The organism is Bradyrhizobium hipponense, from assembly GCF_008123965.1.
GTDB classification, from domain to species: Bacteria; Pseudomonadota; Alphaproteobacteria; order Rhizobiales; family Xanthobacteraceae; genus Bradyrhizobium; species Bradyrhizobium hipponense.
Genome location: NZ_VSTH01000116.1, coordinates 19,453 through 36,001, shown reverse-complemented (window position 1 = coordinate 36,001; position 16,549 = coordinate 19,453). Strand labels below are relative to the sequence as shown.

Here is a 16,549-nt window from a genome sequence, read left to right as displayed (position 1 = left end):
CCCTCCCCGCAAGGGGGAGGGGAGCCCTACCAGCGTGCTCACCTCACGGCGTCATCGACACCAGCGAGAAGTCGATGAACCAGCTCTTCGGCTGCACCACGCCTGTCACCTTCGGGCTGATGGCGCGGGGGCCGACATCGTGGGCGATGTAGAGGAAGGCTGCGTCGTCGACGGAGGCCGCGTGCAGTTCGGCGAGCGCGGCATCGCGTGCGGCTGGATCAAACGTCTGCCGCGCCTTCTTCACGAGATCGTCGAACTTGGGGTTGTTGATGAAGCCCCAATTGTTCGAGACCGGCGGCGCCATGCCCGATTGCAGGAAGCGCACCAGCGCGAAGAACGGGTCCATCGCCGCATAGGTGACGTTGGTCGCGTTCGCGCCGTTGGCAGAGGCATCCTTGGCGCCGCGGCGCCAGTTGGTGAACAGCGTATTCCATTCGATGACGTCGAGCTGCACGTCGAAATAGCACTCGGCCAGTGCTTGCTGGAGGTATTCGTTCATCGGCAGCGGCTGCATCTGGCCCGAGCCGGACGCCGAGGTCTGGGTCTTGACCGTCAGCTTCTTGTTCGGGCCAAAGCCGGCCTCCTGCATCAGCTTCTGTGCCGCCGCCTTGTCGTACTTGATCTCGAAGGTCGGCTTGCCGCGCCAGGGATGGCCGGGCTCGAAGGTGCCGGTCGCGGGCACCATCAGGCCGGCGAGCAGGCCGTCCTTGAGACCTTCGCGGTCGACGCAGAGGTTTGCGGCCTTGCGCACGCGGATGTCGTTCCAGGGCGAGCCCTCGACACGCGAGAACTGCCACGGCCAAACATGCGGCTGCTCGTTGGCGTAGAGCTTGAAGCCGCGCTGCTTGAGCTCGGGCAGCGCGTCCGGCGCCGGCGCCTCGACCCAATCGACCTGTCCGGAGAGCAGCGCCGCGGTGCGCGCGTTCGCTTCCGGCATCGGCAGCAGCACCATCTTGTCGACCTTGGGCACGCGCGCCTTGTCCCAATAGCTGGCGTTCTTGACCAGCTCAAGCCGCTCGCGCGGAGTGAAGGCCGCCATCTTCCAGGGACCAGTGCCCGCGGCGTCCTTGGCGAACGCGGTCCAGGCAGACTGCGATTTGGCCTTGGCGTCGGCGCCTTCCGCCTTGTCATAGAAGTGCTGCCACTTCGCCGGGCTCGCCATGAAGAGGTTGGTGAGGTTGATCGGCAAGAAGCTGTCGGGCTCCTTGGTGGTGAGCTCGACCGTCATGTCGTCGATCTTCCTGGCGGAGGCGAGCGTCGGCATGCGCGAGGCCGTGACGCCGACCTGGCTGGCGTCGAACTGCGGCGCGTCCTGCTTCAGCACCTTCTCGACGTTCCACACCACGGCATCGGCGTTGAACGGCGAGCCGTCATGGAAGGTGACGCCGGGACGCAGCTTGAAGGTCCATTTGGTCTTGTCGGCATCGTCGACCTTCCACTCGGTCGCAAGGCCGGGGATCACCACGCTGGCCTTGTCGGCCGAGGACAGGTCCCACCCGGTCAGCGCGTCATACATGGTGAGGCCGGTGAAGCGGTTGCCTTCAAAACCTTGGTCGGGCTGACCCAGCGTGCGCGGAATATCGGCAGCGGTCATGCCGACGCGCAGCACCGTTTCGGCGCTGGCCACGCGCGGCCATGCGGCCGCGCTGCCGAGCGCCAGCAACGCGATCAGCGCCGCGCGGGTCTTGTTTTTCTTGATCAGCATCGTCTCAGTCCTCTTCCGGCTTTCAATGACTAAATTTGATGCAAACGTATGCAATGGCTATGCCAATGGGAAAACTTATTCTTCAAATTGCTCCTGCGACGACAAGTCCTTGTGATCCGACGTCGGCGAAGGCACCGCGCTGCCTATTCTGGCATCAAGATTGCAAGTTTGGCCTCGAATTCTCGCTTGAACTCTTTCTGGGGGCTCTGGACCATGCGTTTCCGACTGTCGACCTGTCTCGCCGTGCTTGCGCTGGCGTTATCCGCAATGCCAGGGGGCGCCGAGACGGTGGTGCGCTACGGCATCTCGATGGCGGACATACCGCTGACGACCGGCCAGCCCGATCGTGGCGCCGGCGCCTACCAGTTCACGGCCTACACGATCTACGATCCCCTGGTCGCCTGGGAGATGGACGTCGCCGACCGGCCGGGAAAGCTTGTGCCGGGCCTCGCCACCGAATGGAAGGTCGACGGTAAAGACAAGACAAAATGGCGCTTCACGCTGCGCAAGGGCGTGACGTTTCACGATGGCAGCGAGTTCAACGCCGACGCGGTGATCTGGAATCTCGACAAGGTGCTCAACGACAAGGCGCCGCAATTCGACAAGCGGCAGAGCGCACAGGTGAAGACCCGCCTGCCCTCGGTCGCGAGCTACGCCAAGATCGACGACTCCACGGTGGAGATCACTACCAAGACGGTCGATTCCTTCTTTCCCTATCAGATGCTGTGGTTCCTGGTGTCGAGCCCAACGCAATACGAAAAGCTCGGCAAGGACTGGGACAAGTTCGCAAGCCAGCCCTCCGGCACCGGCCCATTCAAATTGACCAAGCTGGCGCCGCGCGAGCTCGCCGAGCTCACGAAGAATCCGGACTACTGGAACAAGAAGCGCATTCCCAAAGTCGACAAGCTGGTGCTGGTGCCGATGCCGGAAGCGCTGACGCGCACCAACGCGCTGCTCGCCGGCCAGGTTGATCTGATCGAGACGCCGGCGCCGGACGCCGTGCCGCAACTCAAGGCGGCCGGCATCAAGCTCGTCGACAACGTCACGCCGCATGTCTGGAATTATCACCTCAGCGTGCTGCCGGGCTCGCCCTGGACTGACATCCGCCTGCGCAAGGCACTCAACCTGGCGATCGACCGCGAGGCGGTGGTGGGCCTGATGAATGGCCTCGCAAAGCCCGCCAAGGGCCAGGTCGATCCATCGAGCCCCTGGTTCGGCAAGCCGAGCTTCGAGCTGAAATACGATCCCGCTGCGGCGAAGAAGCTGGTCGAGGAGGCCGGCTACTCCAAGGCGAAGCCGCTCAAGGCCACCTTCATCATCGCGCAGGGCGGCACCGGCCAGATGCTGTCGCTGCCTATGAACGAGTTCTTGCAGCAGAGCTTCAAGGAGATCGGCATCGAGATCGACTTCAAGGTGGTCGAGCTCGAGACACTCTACACACATTGGCGCAAGGGCGCGGCCGATGAGATCAACGCCGGCATCACCGCCAACAACATCGCCTATGTCACCTCGGACCCGCTCTACGCGATCGTCCGCTTCTTCCATTCCGGCCAGATCGCGCCGGTCGGCGTCAACTGGGGCGGCTACAAGAACCCGAAGGTCGACGCGCTGATCGACGAGGCCAAGCAGACCTTCGATGCCACCAAGCAGGACGAGCTTCTGGCCCAGGCGCACGCGCTGATCGTCGACGACGCCGCGCTGGTGTGGGTGGTGCACGACACCAACCCGCACGCGCTGTCGCCGAAGATCAAGCAGTTCGTGCAGGCCCAGCACTGGTTCCAGGATCTGACGACGATCGGGGTGGAGTGAGGCAAGCTGCGCGCCCGCCTCAATGGACGCGGTCGTCGCGGCCTTCGCCGGGACGACCGCCGCGAGCTATTGCGTGCAAACGCCTCAACAGACTCGTCATTGCGAGCGGAGCGAAGCAATCCAGAAATGCATCAGCGGAGACACTCTGGATTGCTTCGCTCCGCTCGCAATGACGGAGTGTGGGCAACGGCGGAGCCCACACACTCGCAGCCTTACTTCGTCAGCAGCGCATACGCCCCGGTCCAGCCCTCGGGCGGCGGATTGATCTGGAAATCCTTGATGCGCACTTCGTAGAGCTTGAACAGCTTTTCCAGCGTGTCGGCATCTTCGCTGCGACGTCCACGCTCGATCGCATCGAGTGCGCCCTGCCAGTCGCGGTTGCGGTAGCAGCCGAGCATCTCGATGGTGACGTTGCGCAGGCGCTGGAAGGCGCCTGAATTCATCACGTCAGCGCGGCCGACGATGGCGTAGATCACCTCCGGCTCGGTCTTGCCCTTGACCATGATGAAGTCGAGCTCGAGGATCGCGAACCTGTCCTTGGCGGCGAGCGCGGTCCTGGAGCCGACGATGATCGGAAAGCCGTATTCCTTCGACTGCCCTTCCAGGCGCGAGGCCAGGTTGACGCTGTCGCCGAGCACCGAATAGTTCTTCTTCAGGTCGGAGCCCATGTTGCCGACCACGCCGATGCCGGTGTTGAGGCCGATGCCGACGTTGAGCGGGATGTAGACATGCCCGCCGTCAACGGCTTCCTGCTCGCGCTCCTTGTTGACCGCGTCGATCCGCTCGAGCATCTGGATCGCGGCTTCGCAGGCGTTGAGCTCATGCTCGGCGTCGTCGAGCGGCGCGTTCCAGAACGCCATGATGGCGTCGCCCATGTACTTGTCGATATAGCCCTTCTGATCGATGATCACGTCGGTCAGCGGCGTCAGGAAGCGGTTCATCAGCGCGATCAGGCCCTGCGGATCGTGCTTGTAGGTCTCCGAGATGGTGGTGAAGCCGCGCACATCGGAGAACATGATCGTCATCTCGCGCTCTTCGCCGCCGAGCACCAGCTTTTCCGGCGACTGCGCCAGCTGCTCGACCAGCACCGGCGACATGTATTGCGCGAACATGCCGCGGATCTGCACGCGCTGCCGCTGCTCGCGCACGAAGCTGGCAAAGATCAGCGTCAGGTAGATCGCTGTGGTCGACAGCAGCGGATAGGTGAAATCGATGAGGTAGCGGTACTGCGCGTAGAAGAACCAGGACACCCCGACCAAAATGGCGGCAAACATCGCGCCGGCAAGCACCAGGCGCACGGGCCCGAGATTCGGCGTGAAGATGATGACGAGAAGGCCGATGACGAGGGCCGCGAGCAGCTCGACGCCGAGCGCATAGTTGGGCTGGGAGATCACCGCGGCGCTCAGAATGCTTTCGAGCACCTGGGCATGGATCTCGACGCCCGGCATGGCCCGCGACACCGGCGTGGTCTTGATGTCGTTCAGCCCGGCTGCGGACGTGCCGATCAGCACCAGTTTCCCCGCGATCTTGCCCGGTGACACGCTGTTGTCGAGCACGTCGGCTGCGGAGACGTAGATCGAGGGATCTCGGCGGGCGTAATGCACCCAGAGCTGGCCGTTCTTGTCGGTCGGGATTTCCACGCCCTTGAGGCGGATGGCCCGAATTCCGGTCTTGTCGGCCCTAACCAGGAGCGTCGGCGTGCCCGTGACGACCCGCAGTATTTCGAGGCTGAGCGAGGGCATGATGTTGCCTTGTGCCCGCATGATCATCGGCACCCGGCGGATCAGACCGTCGCGCTCGGTCCTGATCGAGAACAGGCCGCGGCCTGCGGCGACTTTCTCGATCTCGGGCACGTTGCGGAGCAGGCCCGGGAATTCGAACAGGAAGCGTTCAGCCCCGTCCTCCCCGAGCGTCGCCACACCTGTGAACGGAAGCGACTTGTCGAGCTCGGACAAGACATCTGGAAGCCCGGTCTCGCCCAGCACCACGCGCGAGCGCTTGATCGCTTCGGCTAGGATCTGGTCGTTGCTCGGCAATTCGCGCAGCTTGGCGCGGGTGGCCTCGTCCAGATAGCGCATCTGGCTCGCGACCAGATCCGGGTTGAGGCGATCGGCTTCCGAGAACACCACGTCGAACCCGATCGCGACCGCGCCGTTGCTGGTCAAGTTCTGGATCAGGTCGGCGATGCGCGTGCGTGGCCAGGGCCACTGGCCGAGCCTGGTCAGACTCTTATCGTCGATGTCGACGATGGTGACCGGCCGCACCGTCTTGTGGCGCGGATCGATCAGCTGAAACATGTCGAAGGTGCGCAGCCGCAATTCCTGGATCGGCGGCGGATCCCAGACGCGCAGCCCGGCAAACACGACCAGCAGCGCAAGGCACATCAGCCGCGCAAAGCCGAGCTTCCGTGCAAACCACCGCCGCAGGATCTTGAGACGTTTCATCTGGGTTGGATTTCCTGCCTCGCATCACGTCCAGTGGGCCGATCATGGATCGTCCGTGCGCGATTGGCTATTCCCTGGCGGTGGGGGATTATGGATTTTTTGCCGCGGTCGAGATCGGCGCGGGGTGGTGGGCCCCCGGCGTTCACTAGGCGTGGAAGATGAAATCGCTGGCCTTGAGATTCGCAGCCACCACGCTCTTCAGGAGGAGAGTTTCCTGCTCCGTGATCGGACCCTCGTCCTGCGCGATCTGCTGGTGCCAGGTGATCAGCGTATCGCCCGACTGCTGCTGGGTGATCGCGAGATTGCCCATGGAGCCGACGTCCGAGAACTGGCGCAGGTCGATCTTGTCCAGGCCCATCGCGAAATCGGTAACGGTGTGCGTAGCCGCCCCGGCCGAACCCGACGCAAATACGAACTGATCCTTGCCGCCACCACCGGTGAGCGTGTCGCCGGTTTCGGTCGCGAAGATGACGTCCTTGCCGCTGGTGCCTTGCAGGCTGATGCCCTGGCTCGTGTCGCCGGCCTCGTTGAAGATGAAGTTCACGGTGTCGAACCGGCCGGTGGTCGCATCGGTGACCGTCAGCGTGATCTGATCGGTATCGGGCGGCGCCTGACCCGGATCGTAGGTGATGCCATTCTCGAAGCCGAGATTGATGCCGCTGAGCGAACCCGACGCCGAGGCGGGATCGACGCTGCTGCCAGGCGCATGCGCGGCCACTGCCGTGACCGTGAAGGTATCCGTCGCGGCGCCGGGATCGGTGTCGATGACCGCGAGGTTGGTGATGAGATCGGTGTTGGTCTCGTTGCTGTGCCAGACCTGTAAGCTCTCGGTGTCGATCACGGGTCCACCGACCTGATCAACGGTGAAGGACACCGTCGCGGTCGCGGTCTTGACGCCGTCGGAGATCGTGTAGGCGAAGCTATCGGAACCGAAATAATCGGTCGCCGGCGTATAGGTGATGATGTTGCCGTTGAGCGTGACTGTGCCGCCATGGGCGCTTTGACCGGAGAGATCGCCGACAGACGTGACGATGATGGGATTGCCCGCGGAATCGGTATCGTTGGCGAGCAGCTGTGCCGTGGTCAGCGTGGTCCCGACATTCTCCTTGAATGCGACCTGGCCCTGCTGGCCACCCCATTCCTCGACGTAAGCGCGGTTGTCGAAATACGGCGGCACGTCATTCCAGTCGGCGCCCCTGTCCTCGATCACCATATAGCCGACAGTATCGCTGCCCCAACCGTTCGGCTCGCCATCCCGCCATGCGGTATAGGTGAAATCGGAGCCGGCCTCAGGTCCTGTTGCCCATGTCCAGTGACTTGACGTTTGCAGATTGGTGTCGAGGCTCTGGCCGCCGCTCCACACACCCCATTGGACGTCGTCCCAGCCCGGCAGATTGGCGATGAAATCTGCCTCGTGCTGGCTGGTGACGGTCCCCAGATAGGCGCCGTCCCCGTTCGCATTGGCATTCGCCTGATCCCAGGTCACTTCCGAAGTGACGATGCGGTAGTAGTGACCGTTCTCGGCGTCGAGTGACCAGCCGGCAGCGGCAGACGGCGGGACGTTGTTGCCGAGCGTGTCGTCGTTGGCGACCAGCACGTCGGGCGGAACCGTCACATCGATGCTGACTGACGCAGCCTGGTCCGAGACCGGCGCCGTGCCGCCATGGCCGATCCCGACGCTGGTGATATCGATCGAGACCGGGGAACAATCGGCACTGGTCCCGCCGGCGTAGGTATCGTCGAGGGCATGAACGTCGAGCGAGCCGGGCGTGCCGCTGAAGCCGTTGGCCGGGACGAAGCGGACCAGTGTATCGGTGCTCAGCACGAGCGCATTAGTTTCGCTGACGCAGGCAATGTCGATCCACTGATCGGTGCCTGCAATCTCGTACTGCCAGACGCCCTGATCCGAAGTGGCATTGTCGGTGCTGACCGCGACGGCCTTGAAGCTCGCGCCGTCGTCGGCGTCGTGGAACTTACCAGTGAAGAGAGCGCTGACCGCGGTCCCACCCGGATCGGTGTCATCTCCACTGACCGAGGCCAGTGCCGCGTCACCCAGCGTCGGCGCATCGTTGCTGCCGGCGATGTTGAAGGTGATAACGCCGTTACCGGTGCCGGTCGGCGTGTGGCCGTCGTCGGGCACGATCGTGTACTGCAGCGACAGCGTGTGACCGGCGGCGAGGAAGTCGAAGGCCTCGCTGCCTGAATTGAAGTCCCACGTGAACTGGGCGTGGGTGGCGGTGCCGTTGAGGATGTCGCCGGGCTGCACGGTCAGATAGTTCAACAGCGTCGCGCTCGAGGGTTCGCCGACATAGTCGGTCTGGAGCACGCCGTCGAGATAGATATCGAGATGGTCGACCGCGACCGTCACGTGATCGGTGGCATCGGCATCCGACACCGTCAGCGTGCCCTGCTTCGCCAGTCCCGCATTCGTCTCGGGCAGGTCCGCGCCGGAATGGTCGTTCGTTTCGGCCGTGATCGCGGGCGCATCGTTCTTGCCCATGATCGTGACCGTGACCTCGGCTGTATCGGTCTTGCCCTGGTGGTCATCAAGCGTGACGGTAGAGACGACCTTCGCGGTCTGGCCCTCGCCGAGGAAATCGAGCGCGCTGTCGGCGATCGAATAGCTCCAGCCGACCGTGCCGTTGTTCTTGCCGGCGGTCTGGAGCGTCAGCGCTTGCTCAAGCGCGGCGGTCTCATCGGGCGTCAGCGTCAGATGCGTGGCGTGGTCTGCGTCGAGCCAGGTCACCGTTTGATCCGTAATCGCAACTGTCGCCGTCGGCCGCTCCGTCAGATCGACGTCGCTGAACTCGATCGTACCAGTCGCCGCCGGTGCCGGATCGGTCGTCGATGAACCGGTGGTGTTCAGGAGTTCGCTGAAGCCGGTGCTCTGCGCCACCGGGGCCGCGTCGAAGTGCGGCGCGTCGTCGGCTTCATTGAGCGTGATCAACGTGCCGCCGTGACCATCGCTGCTGCCGGCAAAATGCGCGTCACTGTAGTCAGCACCGACGAGCTTCAGCGTGATTGTGTGGCCGTACAGATCGCTCACGACGAGATTGCCGGTGACGGAATCGTAGGTCGCGGAGGTGCCGCCGTCATACTTGATGGTCGACAGGTCGATCGTGTCGGTCGCGGACAACTCCGCGATCGATCCGCTAAAAGTCGACGTGTCGATCTGAAGCTTGGCGCCGTCGCCGGCGAGCGCGATCGTCTGCGACACCGAGCCCTCGAGCGTCAACAGCGCGCCAGCATCGACCGTGACCGAGCCCGAGCCCGACAGCGAGCCGAACAGCGTCAGGTCCCCGTCATGGACCTCGATTGTGCCGGCGTTGGCGATGGTGCCTGAGATCGACGCCGTACCCCAGCTATCGATGTCGTTGCAGTTTTCGATGCTCAGCCCGGCCCCGGAGATCGAGGCGCCGTGCAGATCGATGGCACCATGGTTGACGATCGAGGACGCATTGCCGAAGACGCTGGTGCCGGCGACCGTCCAGATGCCACCCGCTTGGTTATTGAATGTGGCGGTAGCAACCGAGATATTGCCGTTGATGTGGCCGGCGTTGTTGATCACGATGGCGCCGCCGGCTTCGACGATGGCGTAGGTCGTGGACGTCACGTTGGAGGCGACTGCGGGTCCGATCGTTCCGGTGGCGGAATTGTCGATATGCACGGAGCCGCCGGCCGTGTTCTCCTGGATGTAGATCGCCGCGTGGGCGTTCGGCGCCACGATCGAGCCGGTATTCGTGATAAAGGTCGAGCCGCTCGCACCGGCCTCGTTCTGCGTGACGCTGATGCCGGCGAGGCTCGTGCTGGTGATACCGCCATGATTGATGATGGTGACGTCGCCGGCGCCGGTCGCAATGGCGGAGATGCCGACCGCTCCGGTGGCAGAACCATTATTGGTGACGCTAACGTCACCACCGCCGTGATCGAAGGCACCGATCGCGGTGCCCGCCGCAGCGATCGACGACGTCGCGCCGGTCGTAACCGTGACGTCGCCGACGCCCCAGGTGAACGCCTCGATGCCGTAGCCCGCATCCGCGGTAATCGTCGCGTCGCTGGTGACGATGACGTCGCCGTTGACCGCGTTCGAGAAGGTGCCGATGCCGCCAGGCTTGTAGCCGGCGATGATCCCACCCGGCGTGGTGCCATCGTTGTTCGAAGTCGAGCCGGAATGGATGGTGCCGTGCGCCTCGACCGAGATCGTGCTGTGCGAGCCGCTTCCGATCGCGGTCGCGAAATTGACAGCGACGATGCCCGAGCTGCCCGAGGTGATGCTGTCGCCGTTCGTCAGGGTGATGCTGATGTCGCCCGCATCGATGCTGTAGGCCCTGATGCCGTAGCTCGTCGCGCCCGAGATGGTGACATTCGCGCCAAGCGCGATCGTCACATCGCCGGTGCCGCCGCTCAAGGCAGACGCGTTGATGCCGATACTCTGGGAGCCTGCGACGGAAATCGCCGTTCCGGCAGAGCTGTTCACCGTGACGTCGCCATTCCCGTAATTATAGGCGTTGATGCCGTAACCGGCCGCAGCGGTGATGGCGGCATGGTTGTTGACGACGACCGTGCCGTTGACGCCGGTATTGGCGTTGGTGCCATTGGTGGCACCGGTGTAGCCGGCCTCGATGCCGCCCGGTAGATTGCCGCCGAGGTTCAGGCTGCTGCCGGAATTAATCGCGCCGTAGGCATTGACGATGATGGTGCTGCCGGATGCCGCGCCGAGCGAGGTCGACCGGTTGATGGCGACGATGCCGGAGCTGCCCGAGGTGACGACGCTGCCAACCTTGGTCGTGACGGTCTGGTCGCCGGTTCCATAGCTGCGCGACCGGATGCCGTAGATCGAGCTGCCCGTGATCACGCCGCCGGCGTTGATGGCGATGTCGCCGTTGCCCGGTGTGACCGCATCGATGCCGTAAGCGCCGCCGACCGCGCCGCCGAGCTGGGTGATCGAGATGTCGCCGTTGTTGGCGGCGTTCAAATTCTCGACGAGGACGCCGACCGAATTCGCGCCGGTGCCGGTCGCCTTTCCGGTGAGATTGTTGACCGTGATATTGCCGACGCCGGTTGCACTGTCGCGCATCGTGATGCCGGGGCCGGCGAGACCCTTGATGTCGCCGGCTGCCGTCAGCGAGATATCGCCGGTGCCGTTCTGGACGACGACGACGCCATTGGCCGCGCCGGTCAGTGCGCCGGTGGGCGTGAGAAAGACATTGGCGGGCGCGCCGAGCGTGCCGCCCGACGCGGTGAAGTCGAGTGCGTCGCCGCTGGTGCTGGTGATGTCAGCCGCACCCGTGATCGTGAAAATGCCGCCGTTCAACGAGTGCCCGGCAATGGTGCCAGTAAAGCTCTGGCCCGCGACCTTGTCGAGCTGCAGCGTATCGGTGCCGCCGGCGAAGGTAATGGTCTGCGCATTCGCGCCGGCGAGCTCCAGCGTCGCGCCGCTGTCAATGATCAGCGACCCGGCGCCGGTCAGGCCGCCCGCGAGGTCGAGCGTGCCCGCCTGAATTTCGATGCTGCCGCCGGCGTTGTCGACCGCGGCCGTGATCTTGTTGAAGCCCGAGACGCTGTAGAGATTGCCGGCGTTGTTCAGGTTTCCGTCATTGATCGTGACCGACGAGAGGTAAAGCTTCGACGCGCCGCCGACCAGAACGATTCCGTCCAGATTCGTGACCGTCAGGCCAGTCAGCTTGAGCGTGCCGCCGTTGATCGCCTCCAGAGTTCCGGAGTTGTTGACGGGATCGCCCGAGATATCGAGCACCGCGCCGGCGCCGTTGACTTCAATGAGGAGATTGTTGGTGATGGTCGTCGGGTCGATCGACAGCGTGCCGCTGGTGACGTCGATCGTGCCGTTGTTGGTGAAATCGGCGCCGTTGATAGCACTGGTGCCGGTCGATTCCAGTGTGCCGGAGATCGTGACGGTACCGCCGTTGATGGTCGCGCCGGCAAGATCGAGCGTCGAGCCGGATTCGACCGAAACCGTACCGGTGTTGGTGACCGCCGTCGCGATCAGCTTCAGCGTGCCGTTATTGATCGCGGCCAGCGTGCCGGTGTTGGTGACCGCCTCGCCGTTGATATCGAGCTCGGCGCCATTGGCCTGGATGGTGCCGCCGACGTTATTCGTAATAGTGGTAGCCGTTCCCACCAGCGCCAGCACGCCGCCGATCGCCTCGATCAGGTAGCTGTTCGAGATATTGGCGTCGGTAATCGTGGTGAAGCCGGAGGAATCGAGCGTTCCGGAGACGGCGAGCATGCCGCCAGTCAAGCTGGCGCCAGTCAGCGTCAGCGTCCGGCTCGCATCGAGCTTGACGGTGCCGTCGTTGGTGATCTTGGTGCCGGACACCGCCGCATCGCCAAGCGTCAGCGTAACACCGCTCTCCACCTTCACGTTGCCCTTGTTCAGGGTCGCATTGCCGTCGATCGTGCTGTTGCCGGTGACGTCGATCGTGCCGCCCAACGCGTCGCTGTAATTCTCGATGGTGCCGCCAGTGATCTCGGTACCGGACAGCGTCAGCGTCTGCCCGTCGTCGATCTGAACGCTATGACCGGTGTTGGTAAGGACATCGTTGAGCAGCGTCGCCGCGCCGACGATCTCCAGTGTGCCGGCGTTGGTGATCGCACCCTTGGCAGCCGCAGAGGCCCCCTGGATCTTGGCGTTGCCCCCGAGCTTGACGGTATTGTCGAGCTCGATGCTGGCATTGTCCGTGATCGTCGAGCCCGATACCGTGATGCCGTCCAGCGTCAGCTTGGCATCGGCAATGACTGCACTCGTGCTGAGCGTCGCGCCGCCGTCGATCGTGCTGGCGCCGGTGACATCGATGGTGCCGTTGCCGTTGACGCCGCCGCCGCTGATGGTGGCCCCGCCGAGGGTCAGCACCGCATTGGCATCGACAACGACGTTGCCGATCGGGTTGGCGACGGTCGCGCCCTGGTCGATCGTCAGCGCGCTGTTGGCCAGCACTTCGATCGTGCCGGCATTGGTGATCGCCTCGCCGTCGAGCGCGTTGCCGATGCCGCTCACGTTCAAGACAGCACTGTTCTTCAGGATGCCGCCGCTCAGCACGGCGCCGCCGGTCAGGTCGATCTCGCCGTTGCCGGTCACCACCCCGGCGCCGCTGATCGTCGCGCCATTGACTGTCAGCTTGCCGTTGGCATCGACCATGACGTTGCCGGTGTTGGCGATCACCGAGCCCTGATCGATCGTCAGCGCACCATTCGCCAGCACCTCGATCGTGCCGGCGCTCGCATTCGTGACCGTCTCGTGGTCCAGCGCGTTGCCGGTGCCGCTAACCTTGAAGGTGGAATTGTTGTTGAGGATGCCACAGCTCAGCACGGCGCCGCCGGTCAGGTCGATCTCGCCGTTGCCAGTGACCGTGCCGGTGCCGTTGATCGTGGCGCCATTGACTGTCAGCTTGCCGTTGGCATCGACCGTGACGTTGCCGGTGTTGGTGACGGTCGAACCCTGGTCGATGGTCAGCCAGCCATTCGCCAGCACTTTGATCGTACCGGCGGAGGTGTTGGAGACGGTCTCATGGGCGAACTCCACCGCCCCCTTGACGTTGACCGTGCCGGAATTGTTCAGCGTACCGTTCTCGATCAGGCTGATGCCGTCGAGCTCCAGCATGCCCAGAATGGTGACGGTGCCGCCATCGACCGTCGCGGTATCGATGATCAACGTGGAGCCGGCATCGGTCTTGAGAATGCCGCCGGCATTGGCGATGTCGGCCAGCGTCTTCAGCGTGCCGCCGAACAGCTCGATCGTGCCGGAATTGGTGATCGTGGTGCCGCTGGCGAAATCACCGCCGCCCTTGAGCGTCAGATATCCGGCATTGGTGAGCACGGCCGTGTCCAGAATCTCGGCCTTGCCGCCGATGGACATGGTGCCGGTCGCGGCGTTGGTAAAGATCGAATCGGCGCTCATGTTGAGCGCGCCGGCGACTGTCAGCGAGCTCTGGTTGATCACTTTCGGGGGCGGGCCGCCGAAATCGTTCATCGTGATCGATTTGGCGTAGGCCGCAGCGTCGATCGTCACCGGATAGGACGGCGTCAGGCCGTGCAACTGATCGGTGATGACGATGACGTCGTCATCGATGGTCGGGACCGTGCCTGTTTCCCAGTTCGCGGCGTCCTTCCAGAAACCGCCGGAGGGAGCGCCGGCATGGTCCGTCGCGATCCACACTACCGCAGGCGCGTCGGTGCCCGTGATCGTGACGGTGATGGTCTGCTGCGCGGTCGCGCCTTGGGCGTCCGTGACCGTCACCGTATATGTCAGCGTCAGCACTTCGCCCTTCGGGATGAAGTCGGCGAGGTAGACGGGCAGATCAGCCAGCGACCAATTGATGGTGCCGGTACCGCTGCCCTTGCTGTCGGCGCCGGCCGCAATCGCAACCGACATCGCGTTCTGGAACGCCGCCAGCGGGCCCGGCGGCACGGTGCCGTCCGGCAGCGTGGCGCCGGTCAGCTTTACGGATACCGTATGCGTGTCGGTGAGGTCGACATCCTTGAAGGTCAGCGTGCCCGAGGTCGGCACCTTACTGGAGAGCGGGCCGCCCGGCACGCTGGTGCCGCCTTCGAAGGTGATGGTCGGAAGGCCGGTGGTGATCACTGGCTTGTCGTTGGTCCCGGTGATCGTGATGGTGATCGGGATGAACTTGCTCTCGGGGCTCACCGCGAAATTGGTGTCGATGCGGACGATGTAGGTCAGCGTCAGCGTTTCGCCGGCCGCCAGGAAGTCGAAGACGTTGTCGGGGATGGTGTAGGTCCAGACCGCCGAGCCGATGTTGGTGTTGGCGGGATCGGCGACGACACTGATCTGGATCTGCGTCGCCGCGATGTCCTGCTTCTGGAGCCCGGAAAGCGAGCCGGTGACGTCCTGCTGGCCGGCGTTCTTGTAGACGTAGTTCGGCGCGTCGGCGAGGCTCACGCTCACGGTCGGCCGGTCGCCCAGGTTCTGATCGATGAAGGGGATCTGGCCCGAAATAATGTCGGAATCTGCAGTATCGCCGGTCTTGTCCGCGCGCTCGGTCAGCGAAAACGCCTGCTTCACATTGCCGCTGGAATCGAGGCTTTGCACCAGCGGCTGGCCGGGAATACGGGTGGCGGACGGCGTGGAATTGCCCGGCCCCTCCGATCCCTGCGGATTGAGGTTGACGAATGTCGCGATCACGACGGGGCCGGCCCCCGACTTGAACACCAGGTCTTGGCTGGTCTGCGTGATCGAATCGGTGAAGTTCGAGGTCAGCTTGGTATTGGTGTTGTTGTCGGTGAACTTCAGCGTGAACACGTCCGTGATCAGCTTCTGCACGTCCGGCGACATCAGCGCATTGCTGATCGAGACGTTGCCGCCGCTGATCTGGATCATCTGGCCGGCCTGGTTGACCGTCGCGATCGGCAGCAGCGTGACCTTGTCGAACAGGATGTAGGAGCCGGTGGTGCCGTTCGGCTCGACCAGCACCTGGAAGCTCGCCTGCGGCTGCGGATCGCCGCCGCCCGCTGGAACGACGAAGTTGATCTGGGTCAGCACCGCCGTGCCACGGATGCCCATGGTGGCGACCGGCGTGTCGACCTTCATGTCGCCGTGCTTGGCGGTCTCGCCGGCGACGAAGGTGATTGTGCCCGCGACCAGGCTGAGCAGCGAAGAATTGCTCGACCCGTTGGGGTCGTAGACCATCTCGTTCAGCACCATCCGCGCATTGGAGGACAGGCCGAACACCGTGCCGTCGATGAAGGTGATGCCGAGCGTCGAATCTCCGCCGGTCGAGACCACATCGCCCTTCTCGACGTTGTCGCCATTGTTCAGAACGACCGAGACGCCGTTGCGGACTGCGGTCGCGCTGCCGGAGAGCTTGGTGACGTGACCGATGACCTGCGCGGCGGCGGCGCCGGGCGCGGCCTGCGCATATTGCACATGCCCCGTGAGCGCATTGACGACGTCGCCGGTGAGGTGTGCGCCATCCGGCGACGAGATCGCCGCGCGCTTGTCGCCCCTAAAGTAATCGTGAACGACGAACTCGCGACCATCGTGGGACAGCACGAGATCTGCGCCGGCGCGCTTGAAGTCGCCGTGAAAGATCAGGTTCGGATCGGGAATAACGAACGCGCCCTCGGGCACGTGTCCGTGTGCCTTTGCGATAAAAGGCTTGGCCGCAAAGGAATCGGCATGGACATGGGCGAGCGAGTGGGAACCCTCGCCGTCCAAGGAGATCGCGGCGTCAAATTGGCCGGCGTAATTCAACGGGGCACCGTAAAAAGAGTTAATATCTAAATAAGTATCGACCGCTTAAACTTGCATATCACTACCAAGTCCTTAGCGATACCTCTATTGCTTGTGTGATTTAGCGTGACGAGCCCCCGGGAGACGCCACCTGGACTCGCTGATCCAGCGAAATTCAAGTCATTCTTGCAATAGCTGCAGGTAAAAGCTCGCTTGTTCGCGCGCATTTTGCTGCTCCCCATGTATTCCGCTGTATAGAGCAACCTGCGGATACTTCTGTCATCTGTCCTTCGCAGTGCCCTGCAACATACTGCGGCAAATACGGAACAAAAACTGTGACCCAGCTAACAGAACCCGCGAAATACGGACTGTTAGCCATGGATG

General features: G+C 63.6%; 4 protein-coding genes. 1 reads left to right on the top strand and 3 read right to left on the bottom strand.

The genetic code is table 11. From position 1 onward, the window contains the following. Positions 1 to 43: 43 nt before the first annotated feature. A complete protein-coding gene (locus FXV83_RS30395) occupies positions 44 to 1,705 on the bottom strand; it encodes an ABC transporter substrate-binding protein (protein WP_148743273.1) in 1,662 nt (553 codons plus the stop codon). A gap of 213 nt (positions 1,706 to 1,918) precedes the next feature. Here FXV83_RS30395 and FXV83_RS30390 point away from each other — a divergent pair, with 213 nt between their 5' ends. Beyond that, positions 1,919 to 3,514, top strand: a complete 1,596-nt coding sequence (locus FXV83_RS30390; RefSeq protein WP_148743272.1) for an ABC transporter substrate-binding protein — start codon at positions 1,919 to 1,921, stop codon at positions 3,512 to 3,514. Positions 3,515 to 3,726: 212 nt separating this feature from the next. Here FXV83_RS30390 and FXV83_RS30385 read toward each other — a convergent pair whose 3' ends face one another. Next, on the bottom strand, positions 3,727 to 5,958 hold the full coding sequence (locus FXV83_RS30385) for a CHASE2 domain-containing protein (protein WP_148743271.1): 2,232 nt from the start codon (positions 5,956 to 5,958) through the stop codon (positions 3,727 to 3,729). A 145-nt stretch (positions 5,959 to 6,103) separates the two neighbouring features. Continuing rightward, positions 6,104 to 16,186: a VCBS domain-containing protein gene (locus FXV83_RS30380; RefSeq protein ID WP_187436272.1), complete on the bottom strand. Its 10,083-nt coding sequence runs from the start codon at positions 16,184 to 16,186 to the stop codon at positions 6,104 to 6,106. Positions 16,187 to 16,549 lie beyond the last annotated feature (363 nt).